The organism is Sphingobacterium corticibacterium, assembly GCF_004208525.1.
Lineage (GTDB): Bacteria > Bacteroidota > Bacteroidia > Sphingobacteriales > Sphingobacteriaceae > Sphingobacterium > Sphingobacterium corticibacterium.
The window spans coordinates 1,660,252-1,675,616 of the sequence record NZ_SGIT01000001.1 but is presented as its reverse complement, the minus strand read 5'-3'; the positions used below and the strand labels follow the sequence as shown (position 1 = coordinate 1,675,616).

Annotated in this window: 20 protein-coding genes; 6 read left to right on the top strand and 14 right to left on the bottom strand. The window is 38.3% G+C overall.

Translation table 11 applies throughout. The annotated features are described in order from the left end of the window. Positions 1–177: 177 nt before the first annotated feature. Positions 178–444, top strand: a complete 267-nt coding sequence (locus EWE74_RS07160) for a hypothetical protein (protein WP_130140790.1) — start codon at positions 178–180, stop codon at positions 442–444. A 410-nt stretch (positions 445–854) separates the two neighbouring features. Here EWE74_RS07160 and EWE74_RS07155 read toward each other — a convergent pair whose 3' ends face one another. Both EWE74_RS07155 and EWE74_RS07150 read right to left on the bottom strand, forming a co-directional pair. Beyond that, positions 855–1,220: a hypothetical protein gene (locus EWE74_RS07155; RefSeq protein WP_206365163.1), complete on the bottom strand. Its 366-nt coding sequence runs from the start codon at positions 1,218–1,220 to the stop codon at positions 855–857. A gap of 285 nt (positions 1,221–1,505) precedes the next feature. Continuing rightward, complete coding sequence (locus EWE74_RS07150) at positions 1,506–1,745, bottom strand: hypothetical protein (protein WP_130140789.1); 240 nt, start codon at positions 1,743–1,745, stop codon at positions 1,506–1,508. A gap of 348 nt (positions 1,746–2,093) precedes the next feature. On the opposite strand from EWE74_RS07150, the gene EWE74_RS07145 reads away from it, so the two are divergent. The 3 genes from EWE74_RS07145 to EWE74_RS07130 all read left to right on the top strand — a co-directional run bounded on the left by EWE74_RS07145 (position 2,094) and on the right by EWE74_RS07130 (position 3,712). After that, positions 2,094–2,513 carry a MarR family winged helix-turn-helix transcriptional regulator gene (locus tag EWE74_RS07145; protein WP_130140788.1) on the top strand — a complete coding sequence of 140 codons (420 nt, stop codon included), beginning with the start codon at positions 2,094–2,096 and terminating at the stop codon, positions 2,511–2,513. A gap of 10 nt (positions 2,514–2,523) precedes the next feature. After that, complete coding sequence (locus tag EWE74_RS07140) at positions 2,524–2,946, top strand: organic hydroperoxide resistance protein (RefSeq protein ID WP_105715840.1); 423 nt, start codon at positions 2,524–2,526, stop codon at positions 2,944–2,946. A gap of 133 nt (positions 2,947–3,079) precedes the next feature. Then, positions 3,080–3,712 carry an NAD(P)H-dependent oxidoreductase gene (locus EWE74_RS07130; RefSeq protein WP_130140787.1) on the top strand — a complete coding sequence of 211 codons (633 nt, stop codon included), beginning with the start codon at positions 3,080–3,082 and terminating at the stop codon, positions 3,710–3,712. 119 nt (positions 3,713–3,831) lie between these two features. Here the strand turns inward: EWE74_RS07130 and EWE74_RS07125 are convergent, their stop codons facing one another. From EWE74_RS07125 to EWE74_RS07105, 5 genes are all read right to left on the bottom strand, one after another. Continuing rightward, positions 3,832–5,091 (bottom strand): type II toxin-antitoxin system HipA family toxin, encoded by a 1,260-nt coding sequence (locus tag EWE74_RS07125; protein WP_130140786.1) that lies wholly within the window; start codon positions 5,089–5,091, stop codon positions 3,832–3,834. Position 5,092: 1 nt separating this feature from the next. Further along, the gene (locus tag EWE74_RS07120) at positions 5,093–5,374 is read right to left on the bottom strand and encodes a helix-turn-helix domain-containing protein (protein ID WP_130140785.1); all 282 of its coding nucleotides are present in this window, start codon (positions 5,372–5,374) and stop codon (positions 5,093–5,095) included. Positions 5,375–5,626: 252 nt separating this feature from the next. Further along, the gene (locus tag EWE74_RS07115; protein ID WP_130140784.1) at positions 5,627–6,061 is read right to left on the bottom strand and encodes a hypothetical protein; all 435 of its coding nucleotides are present in this window, start codon (positions 6,059–6,061) and stop codon (positions 5,627–5,629) included. 758 nt (positions 6,062–6,819) lie between these two features. Next, complete coding sequence (locus EWE74_RS07110) at positions 6,820–7,377, bottom strand: dihydrofolate reductase family protein (protein WP_130140783.1); 558 nt, start codon at positions 7,375–7,377, stop codon at positions 6,820–6,822. 180 nt (positions 7,378–7,557) lie between these two features. Next, positions 7,558–7,983, bottom strand: coding sequence for a DinB family protein (locus EWE74_RS07105; RefSeq protein WP_130140782.1), 426 nt, complete (start codon positions 7,981–7,983; stop codon positions 7,558–7,560). Positions 7,984–8,346: 363 nt separating this feature from the next. On the opposite strand from EWE74_RS07105, the gene EWE74_RS07100 reads away from it, so the two are divergent. Next, a complete protein-coding gene (locus EWE74_RS07100) occupies positions 8,347–9,669 on the top strand; it encodes an RNA-binding domain-containing protein (RefSeq protein WP_206365162.1) in 1,323 nt (440 codons plus the stop codon). A 208-nt stretch (positions 9,670–9,877) separates the two neighbouring features. Here the strand turns inward: EWE74_RS07100 and EWE74_RS07095 are convergent, their stop codons facing one another. The 6 genes from EWE74_RS07095 to EWE74_RS07070 all read right to left on the bottom strand — a co-directional run bounded on the left by EWE74_RS07095 (position 9,878) and on the right by EWE74_RS07070 (position 14,138). Further along, a complete protein-coding gene (locus tag EWE74_RS07095) occupies positions 9,878–10,231 on the bottom strand; it encodes a hypothetical protein (RefSeq protein ID WP_130140781.1) in 354 nt (117 codons plus the stop codon). A 68-nt stretch (positions 10,232–10,299) separates the two neighbouring features. Beyond that, positions 10,300–10,707, bottom strand: a complete 408-nt coding sequence (locus EWE74_RS07090; protein ID WP_130140780.1) for a GNAT family N-acetyltransferase — start codon at positions 10,705–10,707, stop codon at positions 10,300–10,302. A gap of 27 nt (positions 10,708–10,734) precedes the next feature. Continuing rightward, a complete protein-coding gene (locus EWE74_RS07085; protein ID WP_130140779.1) occupies positions 10,735–11,322 on the bottom strand; it encodes an ORF6N domain-containing protein in 588 nt (195 codons plus the stop codon). Positions 11,323–11,335: 13 nt separating this feature from the next. Next, entirely contained in the window at positions 11,336–12,082 is a 747-nt protein-coding gene (locus EWE74_RS07080; RefSeq protein WP_206365161.1) for a class I SAM-dependent methyltransferase, read from the bottom strand. 19 nt (positions 12,083–12,101) lie between these two features. Then, entirely contained in the window at positions 12,102–12,668 is a 567-nt protein-coding gene (locus EWE74_RS07075; RefSeq protein WP_130140778.1) for a hypothetical protein, read from the bottom strand. A 435-nt stretch (positions 12,669–13,103) separates the two neighbouring features. Next, a complete protein-coding gene (locus EWE74_RS07070) occupies positions 13,104–14,138 on the bottom strand; it encodes a hypothetical protein (RefSeq protein WP_130140777.1) in 1,035 nt (344 codons plus the stop codon). Positions 14,139–14,306: 168 nt separating this feature from the next. Between EWE74_RS07070 and EWE74_RS07065 the strand changes: the two genes are divergently transcribed. Continuing rightward, positions 14,307–14,627, top strand: coding sequence for a hypothetical protein (locus tag EWE74_RS07065; RefSeq protein ID WP_130140776.1), 321 nt, complete (start codon positions 14,307–14,309; stop codon positions 14,625–14,627). A 121-nt stretch (positions 14,628–14,748) separates the two neighbouring features. Here EWE74_RS07065 and EWE74_RS07060 read toward each other — a convergent pair whose 3' ends face one another. Continuing rightward, on the bottom strand, positions 14,749–15,342 hold the full coding sequence (locus EWE74_RS07060; protein WP_239018575.1) for a nucleotidyl transferase AbiEii/AbiGii toxin family protein: 594 nt from the start codon (positions 15,340–15,342) through the stop codon (positions 14,749–14,751). Between the last annotated feature and the right edge of the window lie 23 nt (positions 15,343–15,365).

Below are 15,365 nucleotides of genomic sequence, written 5' to 3'. Positions count from 1 at the left end.
GTATGTTCGCCATGTTTTAAGGTGCCAAATTTGGCTCCTTAAGATTTCTAACTCTTGCTTCGTAAGCTCTAACTTCATGGCATTGTTCATAATTCATTACATCAATAAAGTTAATAATAAACTTTCATTGTTAAACAATGAATCGCTCATTTTGCGCAACACCCGTCCATCGTTGCTTTGTCGGCAAGCAGAATAGCTTCGACGTATTGGGAAATCAGCAGGATGTCCTTCCAAAACATTTCTTGGGAGGGATTTGCAACCATCCCCGAAAACGGAGCTGTTGCGTTGCCCGGCGGCCTGTTTAAGTCGTGCCCCGACGTCGCTTTGGCTTACGAGAAAACCGCAAATAGACATTTCATGGTGGGTCTGCGCATGTTCATGAGCGAGCCTGCATGTAACATATGGGCTTCGCCAGGGAACAAAATGAATATGTTGACGGCATAATTCTTTTTGACGGGGTGTCAAAACCGGCTACTACATTGCTTGAATGGTTTTGTCAGGGTACTTAGCTGGCACATGGAAGAATAAGATGTTCCGAACTTGAGCAAATTCGTGCCGATAAGTGTCCGTTTGATTTTGACGGGTGTCAAAACCGACTGCTACATTGCTTGTTGCGTACTGACGGATATCAAAGCCGTTAATTAAAAACTTTGGCTAGCTGATGATCCTATCGAACGTTTATGTGACCAAGTTGCTGCCATCATTTCTATCTACCGCGTCTACGATACAATTGACCACATAGAATCAAGTATAAAATACTGTCGTTCTTGCTCCGAATATTCAAGATGTACACTGATCCATTCATCAATATACTTAATATACTGCCTTGATCCGTAACAGATTCTCCCGGTGGCTCATAACAAATGCTTTTTTAGTTCCTCAATAGCCAATTTTTTTTCTCTGACTTTTCCCACCCGCAAAATATCAATGCTTGCCAATAATTTATATAAAATATCATCTTGTAGAGAGGCTTTTACAACACCCTTATGTAACGGTTCGACGGACTGACCTCGTGCATTTCCATCTACTGCCGGCCACACATAAGGTAGATCGCTCGAAAAATGTTGTTGATAAAACGGATGAGAATGTGCAGTCTCCATTCCGTTGACAATCGGACCCGGTACCTGTGGAAATACATAGTGCAGACCATATTGTATAAACTCCATTAGTGCATTTCGTCTAACTCTTTTCTTCTCTTTATCCACTAAACCTGCAACCATACTTCTGTTGAGAGATGCCGAGATTTCCGAAACGCTAATAAATAAAGTGGATGATCAATCTCGATATTGCCAAGGGTCATCATTCAATGCGATGATTTTCATCAATACCACGATGTCTAAAGGGCGCATGCCATTATGATTTTTCATAAAACAAAGATAGTAAGTTTGTTTTTTTGTTCGCAAATCGCAAACAGCGAACAGAAATTGGATATTTCTAATCAATTTTCTGCTGGTGCAAGTGCCGTAACTGAAACTTGGCAGAATACCCCTTACCGAATTTGACGGTCAGGAAAGCTCCCTCCTTTTTAAGCCCCGTTGATCCAACAGTACCCTTGTGTCCACCTCACTATACCTCATTCTTTCAGCGATCAACATGAAATCATCTTCCAAAGAAGGTTGAAAGTTCTCTGCACCTGTAATCTTTTTAATTATTTGCTCTTTATCCCATTTAGAAATATCCAGGATAAATTGGTGGGAATAATCGCTAAATCCACCAGACAAAATTGGATGCAATGTGGAAATCATGTTGTAGGATAAAACCATGTCTATCTTGAAGCATGTAGCACCTGAATTAGGCTGGCGTTAAAATGTTTTGATTGTAGTAAATTTGTTTATAAATCTAAAAAGCCCTTTTGCAATTTAAGGGGTTTTTAGATTTGACTGATTGTCAGAATACCCCATGTGCGACTACCATCTACGTCATCATTTCCATATCGTGGTGTATTTACCTTCCTTGATATATGGTCTGCAGAATTTTATTGAATATACTGTTTATGAAACTTTAAGGCTAGAATTAAAAATACATTGATTTGACAAAATTATATTGTGCACAATATATAATGGCTTTATCTTTGTGTAGCAAACGATTACAAGATGGATCATTTAAAATTAGAAAATCAAGTGTGCTTTCCCATTTACACTTTAGCTAAAGAGATGGTGAACAAATACCGATCCTTGCTAGAAGAATTGGAACTAACTTATCCACAATATTTGGTGATGCTGGTGCTTTGGGAGAAAGATGAACAATCTGTTTCGGCCATCGGAGAGAAGTTGAATCTAGACAGTGGTACATTGACACCCCTTTTAAAGCGGTTAGAACAAAAGGAAATTGTAATACGGAAGAGAAGTCAGGCAGATGAAAGAATGGTAGTCATTTCCCTTACAGCAGCGGGTCATCAATTAAAAACGAAAGCACAAAATGTACCTTCAGCAATGGTTGATGCCATGTCGATACCTGTAGCAGAATTAAAAGTATTGAAAAATAGTATAGACAAGATATTATCAAATTTGTAAAAATAGAAAAATGAAAACTTTGTATACAACACGTGTTACCGCTCAAGGAGGACGAGACGGACACATTAAAAGTGAAAATGGTGTATTGAATGTAGATGTACGTGCACCGAAAGCATTGGGCGGTAAAAGTGATGACTTTACTAATCCTGAGATGTTATTTGCAGGTGGATATGCAGCATGTTTTGATAGCGCTTTGAATTTGGTGATTAAAAAATCACGTATCCAGACAGGCGAAACTACTGTAACTGCTAAGGTGGGTATCGGACAGTTAGATAATGGTGGTTTTGGTTTGGAGGCCGAGTTAGAGGTTAATATTCCAGGGGTCTCTATAGAAGAAGCCAACAAACTCGTAGAACAGGCGCATCAAGTTTGTCCTTATTCTAATGCGACACGCGGAAATATAGAAGTAAAATTGGTAGTAACTAACAATTAAAAGTAACAAATAAATGGTATTGACTTTAAAGTCAATTCACTACTAGTGTAAATTGGGTGTGGAGACAGGTGAAGGGTTTTATAAATATCCTAATCCAAGCTTTAAACAAAAAGATTTTTTAAAATAAATAACAATGTCATTAATAGAAGATTTGAAATGGAGACATGCTGTCAAAGCATATGATCCGAATAAAAAAGTAAGTCAAGAAGATATTGACAAAATAGTCGAAGCAGCTCGTTTAGCACCGACCTCTTCTGGTTTACAACCTTTTAAGGTAATCGTAGTAGAAGATCAAGATGTGAAAAACAAATTGGTAAAAGGTGCGCTTAATCCAGAATGTATGCGTGATGCTTCACACATCATTATTTTTGCAGCTTGGGATAGATACACAGCAGATCGTATAGATCATGTGTATAATTTCACAACAGACGAAAGAGGATTGCCACGTGGACGATTTGATTCGTATACCGATATGCTCAAAAATGTTTATCTCAACGAACCTGCTGAACGCAACTTTGCTCATACAGCACGTCAGACCTATATTGCGTTAGGCATGGCATTGGCTCAAGCAGCTGAATTACGTGTAGACACTACGCCAGCCGAAGGTTTTAATAATGCGATTATAGACGAAGTTTTAGAATTGGAAAAGCAGGGTCTGAAAAGCGTTTCTTTGATGTATGTAGGTTATGCCGATGTAGAAAAAGATTGGCTTTCGACCATGAAAAAAGTACGTGTACCTAAAGATGATTTTGTATTAACTTACTAAAATTTTGCTAATCCTTATTGGATTTTTAAAAGTGCGTTATTTCCATTGAAGTAATGCACTTTTTTGTAGTCAGTAAACTCTATAAAATGACCAATTTAGCTGATAATTTCAATAAAAAATTAATCTATTTCTGTTCGGAATGCAGACCTCATCAACTCTTGCTCAGCTCTTGAAATACCTATTTGCTTTGATATAGATTCCCATCCCTTCACAACAATCAAAACTTCGGCTATAATGCTGTTCATTTGACGATCATTCAACCTAAAATATTCACCTACACTTTTTGCTAGATCAAAATCCAAAGCATTATTGTGCATATCGATATTCAAAGCTAAACCATCTTTGTCAATAGAGGGATTAAGATCATAAGCTGGTGACAACATCCAACCTTTATCATTCAAAATAAAACCATGATTACGTAAGTGGTCATCTGTATTAGATACAGCGATATTGAACACGATTCTACGCCATAATTGAGCTAAGTTTTCATCGACATAGTCGCCATTATCTTGTATAAATTCAACGATATCCAAGTAGCTTGCTGGGTTATCTTTGATTGTATCTTCGTTATTTCCTGTCATGGTCATAGCCGATGAAAAATGAATTCGATCTGTGCCGATCCTATCAAATCGTTTAGTGAAGAAAGTATGATATTGACCATTAACTTTTTCCATGCGACATTCTGCCATTTCCACACCAGCATTGATAGCTAGCTTATAGGTTAAAAATTCCCATGCAGCTTTATCTATGGTATCGTTTTTAGAAGGGAACTTCGCTATCCATAATCCATTGTTTTCATCCAGAATATTGGCTTTCGGTCTAGCACCTCCTAGAGATGAACCTGGGGCAATGAGCAATTTTAACCATTTATTAATGGCATCATTTTCTTCATCGTTTTCATAGTGAACGACAGCTTGTTGCAATTCACGAACCGTTGACCACGGCGGTGTTGATTTTTCCGTATCATTATCCAAAAAATCACCATCAGGATCAAGTTTGAAACGAAAAGCCCCCATTCTAGTTTCGTCATAAACGCCTAAAAGAAAATCGATATCATATAAGGTTTTAGCTTTTGTTCCACTTACTACAGCAAGTTGGGCTTCTCTACGCCTCATCAATGTACGTCCCCATGTATCAGGCATACTATCCAAAAAAACACCAAAGTTTTCTTTATTATTTGGGAATTGTTGTCCGGAGTAAAATTGAATATCAGGATCGATTAATCGTTGTGCATTGGTCTTTAGCCATTGTTTATCATACTCAAAACTAAATGCTTTTCGTCCCTTTGCTTGATGAGCTGATAAAACACCTACCAATGTGGGGTGCGATAAACCTATCCAATCCACATAAACGTATATATCTGTTTTGTTTACCGCCATCTTACAACAAATCTAAATCCTGAAGTTTACGTCCGAAAACATCGTCTGCTGCTAATTTTAAGAAATCATCTTGCAGACCTAATACACGTAATACATTGAAATATGCACCCATAGCGACACTAGTATCTCCTTTTTCGACAAGATACAACGTAGAACGTGCAACACCTGCTCGCTCCGCTACCTGTACAGCAGTCAGTTTACGGCGTTTCCGTGCTAGTTTGATGTTCTCGCCCATCTGTTCCAATATAGCTTGAAACTTGGGTAACACAAGTTGCTTTTTCATTAAAAGTCTGTTATTTCAAACAAATATAATAATTTTGTCTGAAATAACGAACATTATGTTAAGCGCAACTTAAAAACGGTGCGAGGAACCCAATGAAAACATATCAGTGAAGGCGGATCAGCTGGGAAAGTAAACCAAGATCGGTTTCTACCTTGATCCGCACCCCGCATTGATGATTGACCGATAATTGGAAAAGATGATATCCATTTAGACTTGATGATAAAGATATTGACAGAGGGGTGAGGTATCAGCCTACATCACTACTGCTTGAAGAACTTTTCGGCGTATATGGTCTTCACGCATTTCGTCACTGTATAGATAGAGACAACTGTCTCGCAGTACAAATTTAAAAGATGAGTTACCGTCGTTCATTTTTAGATGAATGGAGTCTCGGTCTACCATAAATGTACCATCACCTTCTAATGATTTAAAATTACCGTCTTTCGATAGTTGAATGAAGACATTGTCGCTTTTCACAGAATCGATAACGTCTTTATATCGTCCATGTGTCGTGCCGTCTAAATTAAGGAATAATCTTGTTTCAGTAATTATTTTCCAACGATTGTATAGTTTATGATCTTGGGTATGAGCTGTGGTAATGATTAGAATCCCGATTGCTATTATTTTCGTGAATAGTGTCATATTAAATTTCCGAAAGTGGTTAGCAAAAATAGTATCTTTTTTCATGTAGTAGAGCTCGAATAGAATTTTGATGGCATTTTAATATGCAGTTTTATTCGAGCTAGCATTTTACATGCTCAACTACCATAAAGATTTAGAGTCTTAGAATGGCTTTCCCAGTATAGTGAAAATCATGATCAAGCGCAAAAGATGTTCTTACGATGCGCAAGTTCAGCCTTAAGTACCAATCATTTCGGAAGGATGATTGGGGCAGAGGAATAGGGAATGATAAAGTTAAAGGATTATGAACCGAAAATATACGATGAAATATTTGGATATTGGCAACGTATATTGGATATACTTTCAAATCGTATAGTTAAAAAAACTGATAGACAAGGAGCCTATATTGGAGTGATCATCAATTCAATTCGGTCAATTACACTTTATCATGGTTTTGATTTATTAGTGGACTATCTGAATATTATATTTAACGTTAAAGATTGGTGCTGTGAAGAGGGACTACGAGAGTTAATTCATTATACCAATAAAGGTAACAATAAACTTTTATTGTAAAGTAATAATGCCTATATCTTATACTTATTTGGCACATGGAAGAATACAACGTTCCGTACATGGACAAATTCGTATCAACAGGCGTCCGTTTGATTTTGGCGGTTGTCAAAATCGTTTACTACCATTGCTTGTTGCGTATTGACGGATGTCAAAGCCGTTAAATACATTGTCGATGTTTCTTTGAATATGCGCAAAATGGGAAATTTGCGTCGTGTATACCGCAAAAGTGTGACAGTGTTTTGGGATCAACGTTAGAAACCGGACTTCACGTAATGGAGCGCTATAGACCCAGATTTAAATTTGATGGTATCGAAGAGTTGAAGGTTAAGTTTCTCATGCAGGCTTCCAGTATCTAGCAAATGTCTGCCATTACCTACAATAACAGGGTGGATAACAAGAAAAAACTCGTCGATAAGGCCTGCGGCAATCATTTCAGGAAGTAGGCTGACACTGTCCATCAGAATGGTTTTTCCGACTTGCTGCTTCAATTTCAGAAGTTCTCCCGCCGGATCGCTACGGACGATAAGAACGTTTTCGCCGACAACGTCCAACGATCGGGAAATGACAACGCTATCCATAGTGCTAAGCTTTTCAGCAAATCGATTTTCTGCGGGGCAGCCAGACTGATCCCTGGCAACTTCGCGCCAGTAGGGAAACATAAGTTGGTACATGATGCGCCCAAAGAAAAGCAGGTCAACATCGTCTATCATGGCAGTAAAGTACTCTAAAACCGCTTCATCAGGACTGAAAGCGGTGTGGTCACAGTAACCGTCAAGGCTCATGTTGATACAAAATCTTACTGTTCTCATCGTATACGCATAACTTTATCAGTGCAATAGTACGAGAATCGCTTATAATCACGCTTCGCCTAAGACAAGAAAGTATTACATATTCCGGATATCTGCCTTTTGCGGCAATCTTGAATATATCGACAACTGGAACTCGATCCATCAACAGCAGGCATTGCCGTATTCTGTAAGTGCAATAGCTTATTCCGCTATCTGATTTAAATGATGCTCCAGGTGACTCACGTAATCTTCGGCCAGAAATGATAGCGTATGGTCATTAGCCTTCCGTTGTAATGCCTCGGAAGACAACTGTTTCCAGATGAAGACTAATTGCCTGTTTAAGCTTTCCCAAAGTACGATCATTTGAGAAAAGTCCGCAACCTGATAATAATTGTGTTTGCACCAATGATCTTGGTCATACAAGATGATAGGGTTGTCTTCAAATTGACCGCTTATGAAACGCGTGAGATTGTTCGTAGCACTGTCGATAAGGTGGCCAAAGATTTCCTTTTTACTCCATTTCTCTAAAGTTGGCTTAAATTCCAATTCGGATTCATCCAAAAGCCGAAAGTGAGACGGTTTTTCAGCTATATATTGTTCCAATCTTTGAATCGCGGAAGTTATCATATTGTCTTTCTTTTTTATTGTAGCCTTACAAATCAATCCTATCTCCTTGCGATTTCGGCTCTGATATAACCAAAAATTCCAACGTATGATCAGTTTTGTTTAAAATGTTCACAAAATGCCATCCGTCGCAGGCATTGCCCCAATTATAATGTTCGCTGTTCGACGCGTCTTTGATCATGTTATCTATATGTGTTCTTGAAGGTACAAATTATTATCGTCCTTTTAGATTTTATCCAAACACTTATCTCTGCCGACGGCGGATCTAAAGTTAATCCAATAGAAACTTTTAGGCTTAATCTGTATTGTGCTACTTTTTTTAGCAAATAGATTCTTATATTTGCTTAATTAATAGCCTATAATGATATGATGACGGAGAACCGGGCGATAGAGTATAAGTCCAAGTTGACCGACGATTTTGAAAGAGAAGTCGTAGCCTTCCTTAACACCCATGAGGGTGGTTGTGTATACATTGGTATCAATAAAGATGGACGATATGTGGGGGTGCCGGATGCTGACCATATCCAATTGGTCGTTAAGGATCGATTGAAAAACAATATACTTCCTTCGTGTATGGGTTTGTTTGATGTAATCTTGGAAGAATACGAAGGGAAAGATGTAATCAAGCTCGTCGTAGTTGGTGGATTGGAACGTCCTTATTACATCCGAAAATACGGAATGAGCGAAAAGGGTGCGTTGATACGCGTCGGAAGCTCTGCGGAACCTATGTCTCAAGCGATGATCGATAAGTTATACGCTTCTCGTACACGCAATTCTATCGGTAAAATCAGATCTTATTTTCAGGATTTGAGGTTCGAACAGCTCCGTATCTATTATCAAGAACAGGACAAGCCACTCAACCCCCAATTTAGGAAGACACTCGAGCTTTTCACTGAAGATAGTCAATTCAACTATGCCGCATATCTTTTGGCCGATGACAACAATGTCTCCATAAAAGTGGCCAAATATAGCGGAACGGATAGGGTGAATCTCATTGAGAATAATGAATACGGTTTTTGTTCCATCATCAAAGCGACCAAACGCGTGATCGAGAAAATCGAGCTAGAAAACCGTACCATGTCGCAGATCACGCCTAGGGAGCGAATCGATACTCGTTTGTGGAATCAGATCGCTCTTCGTGAGGCTATTATCAATGCCATCGTACATAATGATTATACCCGCGAAGTCCCTCCCAAGTTTGAGATTTTTGTCGATCGTATCGAGATTACCTCTTATGGCTCGTTGATCGATGGTCTAGACAAGGAAGATTTCTTTGCTGGGGTTTCTATACCACGAAATAGAGAATTGATGCGGGTGTATCGGGATCTGGAATTGGTGGAGCAGTTGGGGTCGGGCATTCCACGTATTTTACAGAGCTACGGACGAGAATGCTTCGTATTTTTGACCAACTTTACGCGGATGGTATTTCCGAAATCTGTAATCGATAGCGGGTTGGTAGATGGGTTGGTAGATGGGTTGGTAGATGGGTTGGTAGATACACAGCAGAAGATATTAGGTCTCGTCCATGTTAATCCGAAAGTATCAAAACGTATTATGGCAGATCATATTGGCGTAAGTACGACCACTATAGACAAGCATATACAGATCTTGCGCAATCGTAGCATTTTGGAAAGAGTTGGCAGTGACCGAACAGGGCATTGGAAAATCAATGTTGTACCCGAGCAATAGCGAAATACATGCGCTTTAGACAAAATGATGCAATGAACAGCCCAATGTTTTACATATTCTATGCCGTATTTTAGATTGTCATTAGTCATGGATTAATAATTTAGCTATCTCCCTTTACTCATAAACTTTAGCACTCTTAAAAAGATCAGCGGAAGTCGACCATTCAGGTTTGTCGGCATCGACATTCGCATGTATGTTATCATAAATTCTAATCCTCCAAATAATCCTGCAGCTCCTCTTTGAGGTGGAGATAATGTTTCATTTTTTGCTCTCTGATCTCTTCTTCTGTAAATTTTTTGCTTGTTGAGGTTGGTTCGTCGAATTGCCCATCTATCACTTCAATCGATATTTTATCACCGACTTTAATTTGCTCACCAAACCAACGGACATTTTGCTCTGCATCGCTATCCAATCCGCCAATATGCAGATGCAAAGACCCACTGCCGTCTTTTCTATGTACGGCGTCTATAATGCAGCTCACAGCATAATTATCCCTTGGTATTCCGGCCCGAGCCAGTTTTTCTCCGTTTAGGGATACTTCAAAACCATAACTTTTTTTCATATTCTAATTCTATATAACTGATCGTACTGATCTTTAAAATAACAGTCTATTCTCTCACAATTTTAATTCTAATGATCTCCGCCTGAATAAATCCACATTGGCTCGGTCTGTCCAGCTCTTTCGAAACCTACCTTTTTATAAAAATCGATAGCTTTACCGTCCGCAGTTAACATTTGCATATGGAAATCTTTGTATATCTGCTGCATCTTATCCATAATCAGGTGTCCAATACCTTTTCCCTGATAGGAGGGGAGGACTAGTAAATGCGGATAGTATACTACTAGATGTCCGTCGGAAATAGCGTTACCAAGTCCTACCAAGATGTCCCCATTCCAAGCGGTAATCAGCGAATGGGAATTGATTAAACCTTTAAGTAGTCGATCAGATTTCTGGGCTGCACTCCACGCATTGGCTTCGTATAATGGCAAAATTTGATCTGCGGTTATATTTCTTGTATCGGTTAAAACTATTTCCATTTGAAATTGATGTTTTCGGTAATTGCGCTAATTGTTCTTCTTGCTCCCAACATCAAACCCCTTGACCACCGTTACTCCTTTAGAGGAGGTGTGAGGTGTATTTTCCTGCAGTCGGTCAATGTATTCAAAGAGCAGTTCTATATTCTGATCGTGACCTTTCTGTTTTTTTGAAAGCTTTTCAATAGCTAATCTCATTTCTGTAAGCTCATGCTGCATACGGGAGTTGTCTGTCAGGAATTGACGTAGCTTTGTGAAAACTCGCATAATCTGAATGTTGGTTTGGATTGCTAATTTGCTTCTTAATACACTTGATAGCATAGCTACACCTTGTTCAGTAAACGTCATAGGAGTATATCGACTACCTCCACGGCCATCTGTTTTTGAGGTCACAATTTGTGACCTCAAAAATTTGAACTCGTCATCGTTTAGTTCAAACATGAAATCCTCCGGAAACCGGTCTATGTTTCTTCGTACAGTTTGTTTCAAAACTTTCGTCTCTACCCCATACAACTCCGCCAGATCACTATCCAACATTACTTTTTGTCCTCTGAACTCGTATATTTTGTTGGCGAGGACATCATCAGCTATAGCTACTGCTTTTAGTTCTGTGTACATAATTGTAAAGGAATCACTTCCGGCCGCTAATGCCCGTCGCACAACCAAAAAAATATTTCTCCTTGGTGACCGTTAAGTTATTCCGTTCAAATATTCGCTTTACCAAATCGCTGTTGCCATATTTTTCCGTATAGATCCAAAGCATCTTGTAATCGTGCGGGTTTCCTAAAAATATTTTTCCGAGCAGTGGTATAACTTTTTCTAGATAAAACCCGTAGAAGGCACACAGAAGTTTTTTACTCGGTTTGGAAACCTCAACAAAACTGAATTTTCCATCGGGTTTTAAAATCCTATGTATTTCCCCGGCTAAAACCTCCAGCTGTTGCTCATTGAATGTTTTGAGCCCGTATGCACAAGAAATAATATCAAAATGGTTAGACTCTAATTTATTTTGAAGAATATTCTCGCAAAGTAAATTAAGATCGCCTGCGAACAGTTTTTTGCTTTTATTACTTGAACGCGAAATCATTTTGTCAGAGAAATCTAAAGCATAAAAGGTTGCATTCGGAAAATTTCGTTTTAGGAATGTCCAGTTTTCACCTAGCCCTGAAAGCAAGTCAATTACATTTAAACGCTGGTTTGACTTTCCAAGTTTTTCCAAGAATTGTCTCCGCCAGCGAATGGAAAAGCCGAAAGAGGTTATATAGTTCATTCGCTCATACGAACTTGACATCCGGTTGAACATTTTCTTGACAAATGCTGGCTCGTAAATATTATCCTGGTGCGGCATGACCTTTTCTATGCTATTAACTTTGCTCATATAGGGTTTTACGTGTTTTCTACACGCGTTGTTTTTCTGCGCTATGATTAGCCGGTATTTTAAATAAAATAACGAGACTAACTACCTGAAGGGCTGTTTGTATGAGGTTAATAATTCCTACGGCCGGCTGATATATAATATTCTGCAAAATCAACGGGATTGCGAGAACTCCTATGATCATGAATACAAGCAGAACATATTTCATCCAATCGAAACCTTTTCTTATCAACAGCCCGATTATCAGTAAGAAACCCAAGGTAAAAATAGAAACAGCGATCGTAGACCCTTCGGCGGTAATCTCAGGGGCGAGGAATATATTGATTAATCCTAGTCCAACAGAAACCAAAAAAAGATTTGAAGCTTTGATATAATTTTCGTGGACAACTCTGTCTTCGACTACCTCTTCTTTTGAGGCTATTAACCTCTCGATACTTTTAACCTCGTCGTCACTGAAATGTCTTCCCCTGGATTTTAAGATCTCAAAGGCATATCTGATAGCCTCTGGTACAAATCTACTCTCAGGAACGATGTATTTTTCCAACTCTGTATTGGTTTTCTGTTCTAATACGCTTTTTTTTACACTCATTTTTAGGTTAATATTTATGTTATAAAATTAGTTAATTTCTCCCATATTGGAAATATTTTTAGTTGTGAATTTAGTCCTTCTTATTACACTATTCTCCTTCGGTTTTTGAGTTCACTGAAAATTTTTTGCGGATAGTATTTCCAATGGATGACGAAGCTGTTCAAAGAAATACCGAGCAAGTTACCAAGCAAGTTAAAAATCTCATACAAGAGTTGGATAGCGATATGGACCGTTGCTTACATGGTCGATGGCACATTGAGCATACGCAAAATGGGAAATGTTAACCCTATATTGAGATTTTTTTAAATCTTTTATCAGATCTTTTCTATGCTGTAAATAACAAAGCACAAACATTGTCGTGCTTTGTTATACAGGAGGATTAAAGATTGAACCCGTTCAGTAATATATTATAAACTGTTGTTTAGATAGAAGAACTCAATTCAATGCATTGATCCTGTCAATCAAATCTTCTTTGCTGGTCAGTTCCAAATCATCCGTTGCTATGGTAATGATATGATCTTCAGCAATAGTTACTTCTTTGATGTTATATACAAATTGTCCGTTACTTTCTGAAGCGAAAATTACATGTAAGGTCATCCCGACGGGTACGAATCCAAAATGTTCTGTAAAATATTGATCGGGTGTGTTGTACAAATCTAATTGTGCTAGAAGATTGGGTTGATCTTCGTAAGCTAAATATACGGCTGAGTTGGTTTCATTATAATTAGCCGGAACTTTTACTTTGATTTTTGTAAGCGCGCTTGATACTGCCGCAAACCGATCGACATTGGTCCATCCAAAATCATTAATAAAAAAATCGTAGGTATTGGTTACAGGATTGAATCCCAGACCTGCTTGATCGCCGTCTGTCCATACTATGTTCCCGTTGCCATCATCGCCTTCGCCCGATCCAAAGCCAATCTCTACAGGGTTCCATGCTAAATTACCTGTTTCATTGATCTCACCTTGCCATAATATCATTTCATTATCCAAACCACCGGTATGTTCAGCATCGACTGTGACATAATAGTAGTTCAACGGTTTTAAAACCTGGTCACCTTGCGTTACTTGTATAAAAAATTGGCCACCGGTTATTAGTGGATGAAGATGTCCGGTATTATCTCGTCCCATTAAAGGTTTGTTTGCAACAACCATATTGCCTCTGTCAAAGATTTCTACAAAGGTTAATTCTACTTCTCCAACGATGGTATTGCCTAAATGATCAGTGAGTTCGTATTGTCCGATATCTAAGATAGTTCCCTTGTTTGAAACGAAATGTATACCATCCCCCGCATCAAAGGTTTGAGTCTGTACGAGGTCTGAGAGTGCTTGTTGTCTAAGCATGTTAAACCCTGTGCTTGTCGGGAGAATAATTTGATCAACAGGTACCGTAGTTTCATCTTTGCTGCATCCTGTTAGCAATAAAGATATTAATGATCCAAAAAAGAGTGTAAAGAATAGATTTTTCATAATGATCTGTATTAAGTAATAATAATTTTTCTTTGATGGTATATCATCGGAATATTCATTTTGTTACCCCTTTTCCAGGTCAATTCTTCATTATTATTGACAGCATTATAGAGAAACTTCCATAAAGACCTGCTTAGATGACATGATGATGAAGACGATTGCACCGTTATGTCTTGTCCTGAAATAGCTTATCCTGAAATTGAATTTAAGTGGTTTGAACGTGGTGGACTCCAGTTTCAAGTGCAGTTTATCAATAAGGAGTATATGGTGCAGCAAGAGTTGCAGCAGGAGTTGCAGCAGGAGTTGCAGCAGGAGCTACAGCAAGAAAGTCTATACATTAAAATCTTAAGAATGATGTTAGGGGGTAAAGCATTGTCGATAAAAGAGATATCCGAAAAATTGGGACAGAAAGCCATATCTGGCCAGCTAAACAGGGTTGTCCGTAAACTTGTGTATGATAACCTCTTGGCTCGTACTATCGCCTTGTAACTACAATATCGTTTTATCCAATTATGTGCTTGTAAAATTACATAATCAAATAATAAGGACAATCAACTTTATATAATCGTGTTGGAATAGTCATTAGGGAACGCTTTGCGGAATATACGGATTAAGGCTTATATGTTTTTACTGCATCAACAATATCCTCCTTTATAAATTCCCAATATTTCCCTCTTAAACAGATAGGATTGAAATCATCATCGGCTAGCTCAAAATTGGATAGATTGTTCAATATAAGCTCTTCATCATGAGTGTAAGGATAACGTTCTTGATGCAAAGAAAGCATAGTAGAAATATTGTCGTGGGATAGCAATTCATGCAAATCCCAAAAATCTTTCTTGCGACCTATACGTTGAACCACATCTATTTTCATAGCAATGATTTCTTCGGTAGTAGCCATTCTAATACCGTCTTCAATCAAAGGAGGTTGTATAAAAGTATCCGTATAAAACACATCTAATTTTACCACATTGTCCTTATCTTTACCCACACTATAAGATTTACCCATTGCCGGATCTAGATTTGAAAAATGATAGTGGTGGGGAAATGTCTTTTCTATAAATTCATCAATAGCTTTAAAATCAATAGAGCCATACGGGGCATCACTAAACAAATCTATATCTACAGACAAGCGGTGTCCTAATTGAAGACTTAATGCTGTACCGCCAACCAAACGAAAGGATTCAAACACAGAAGACTCCATTAGAGTAATCAATGTGTTTTTTA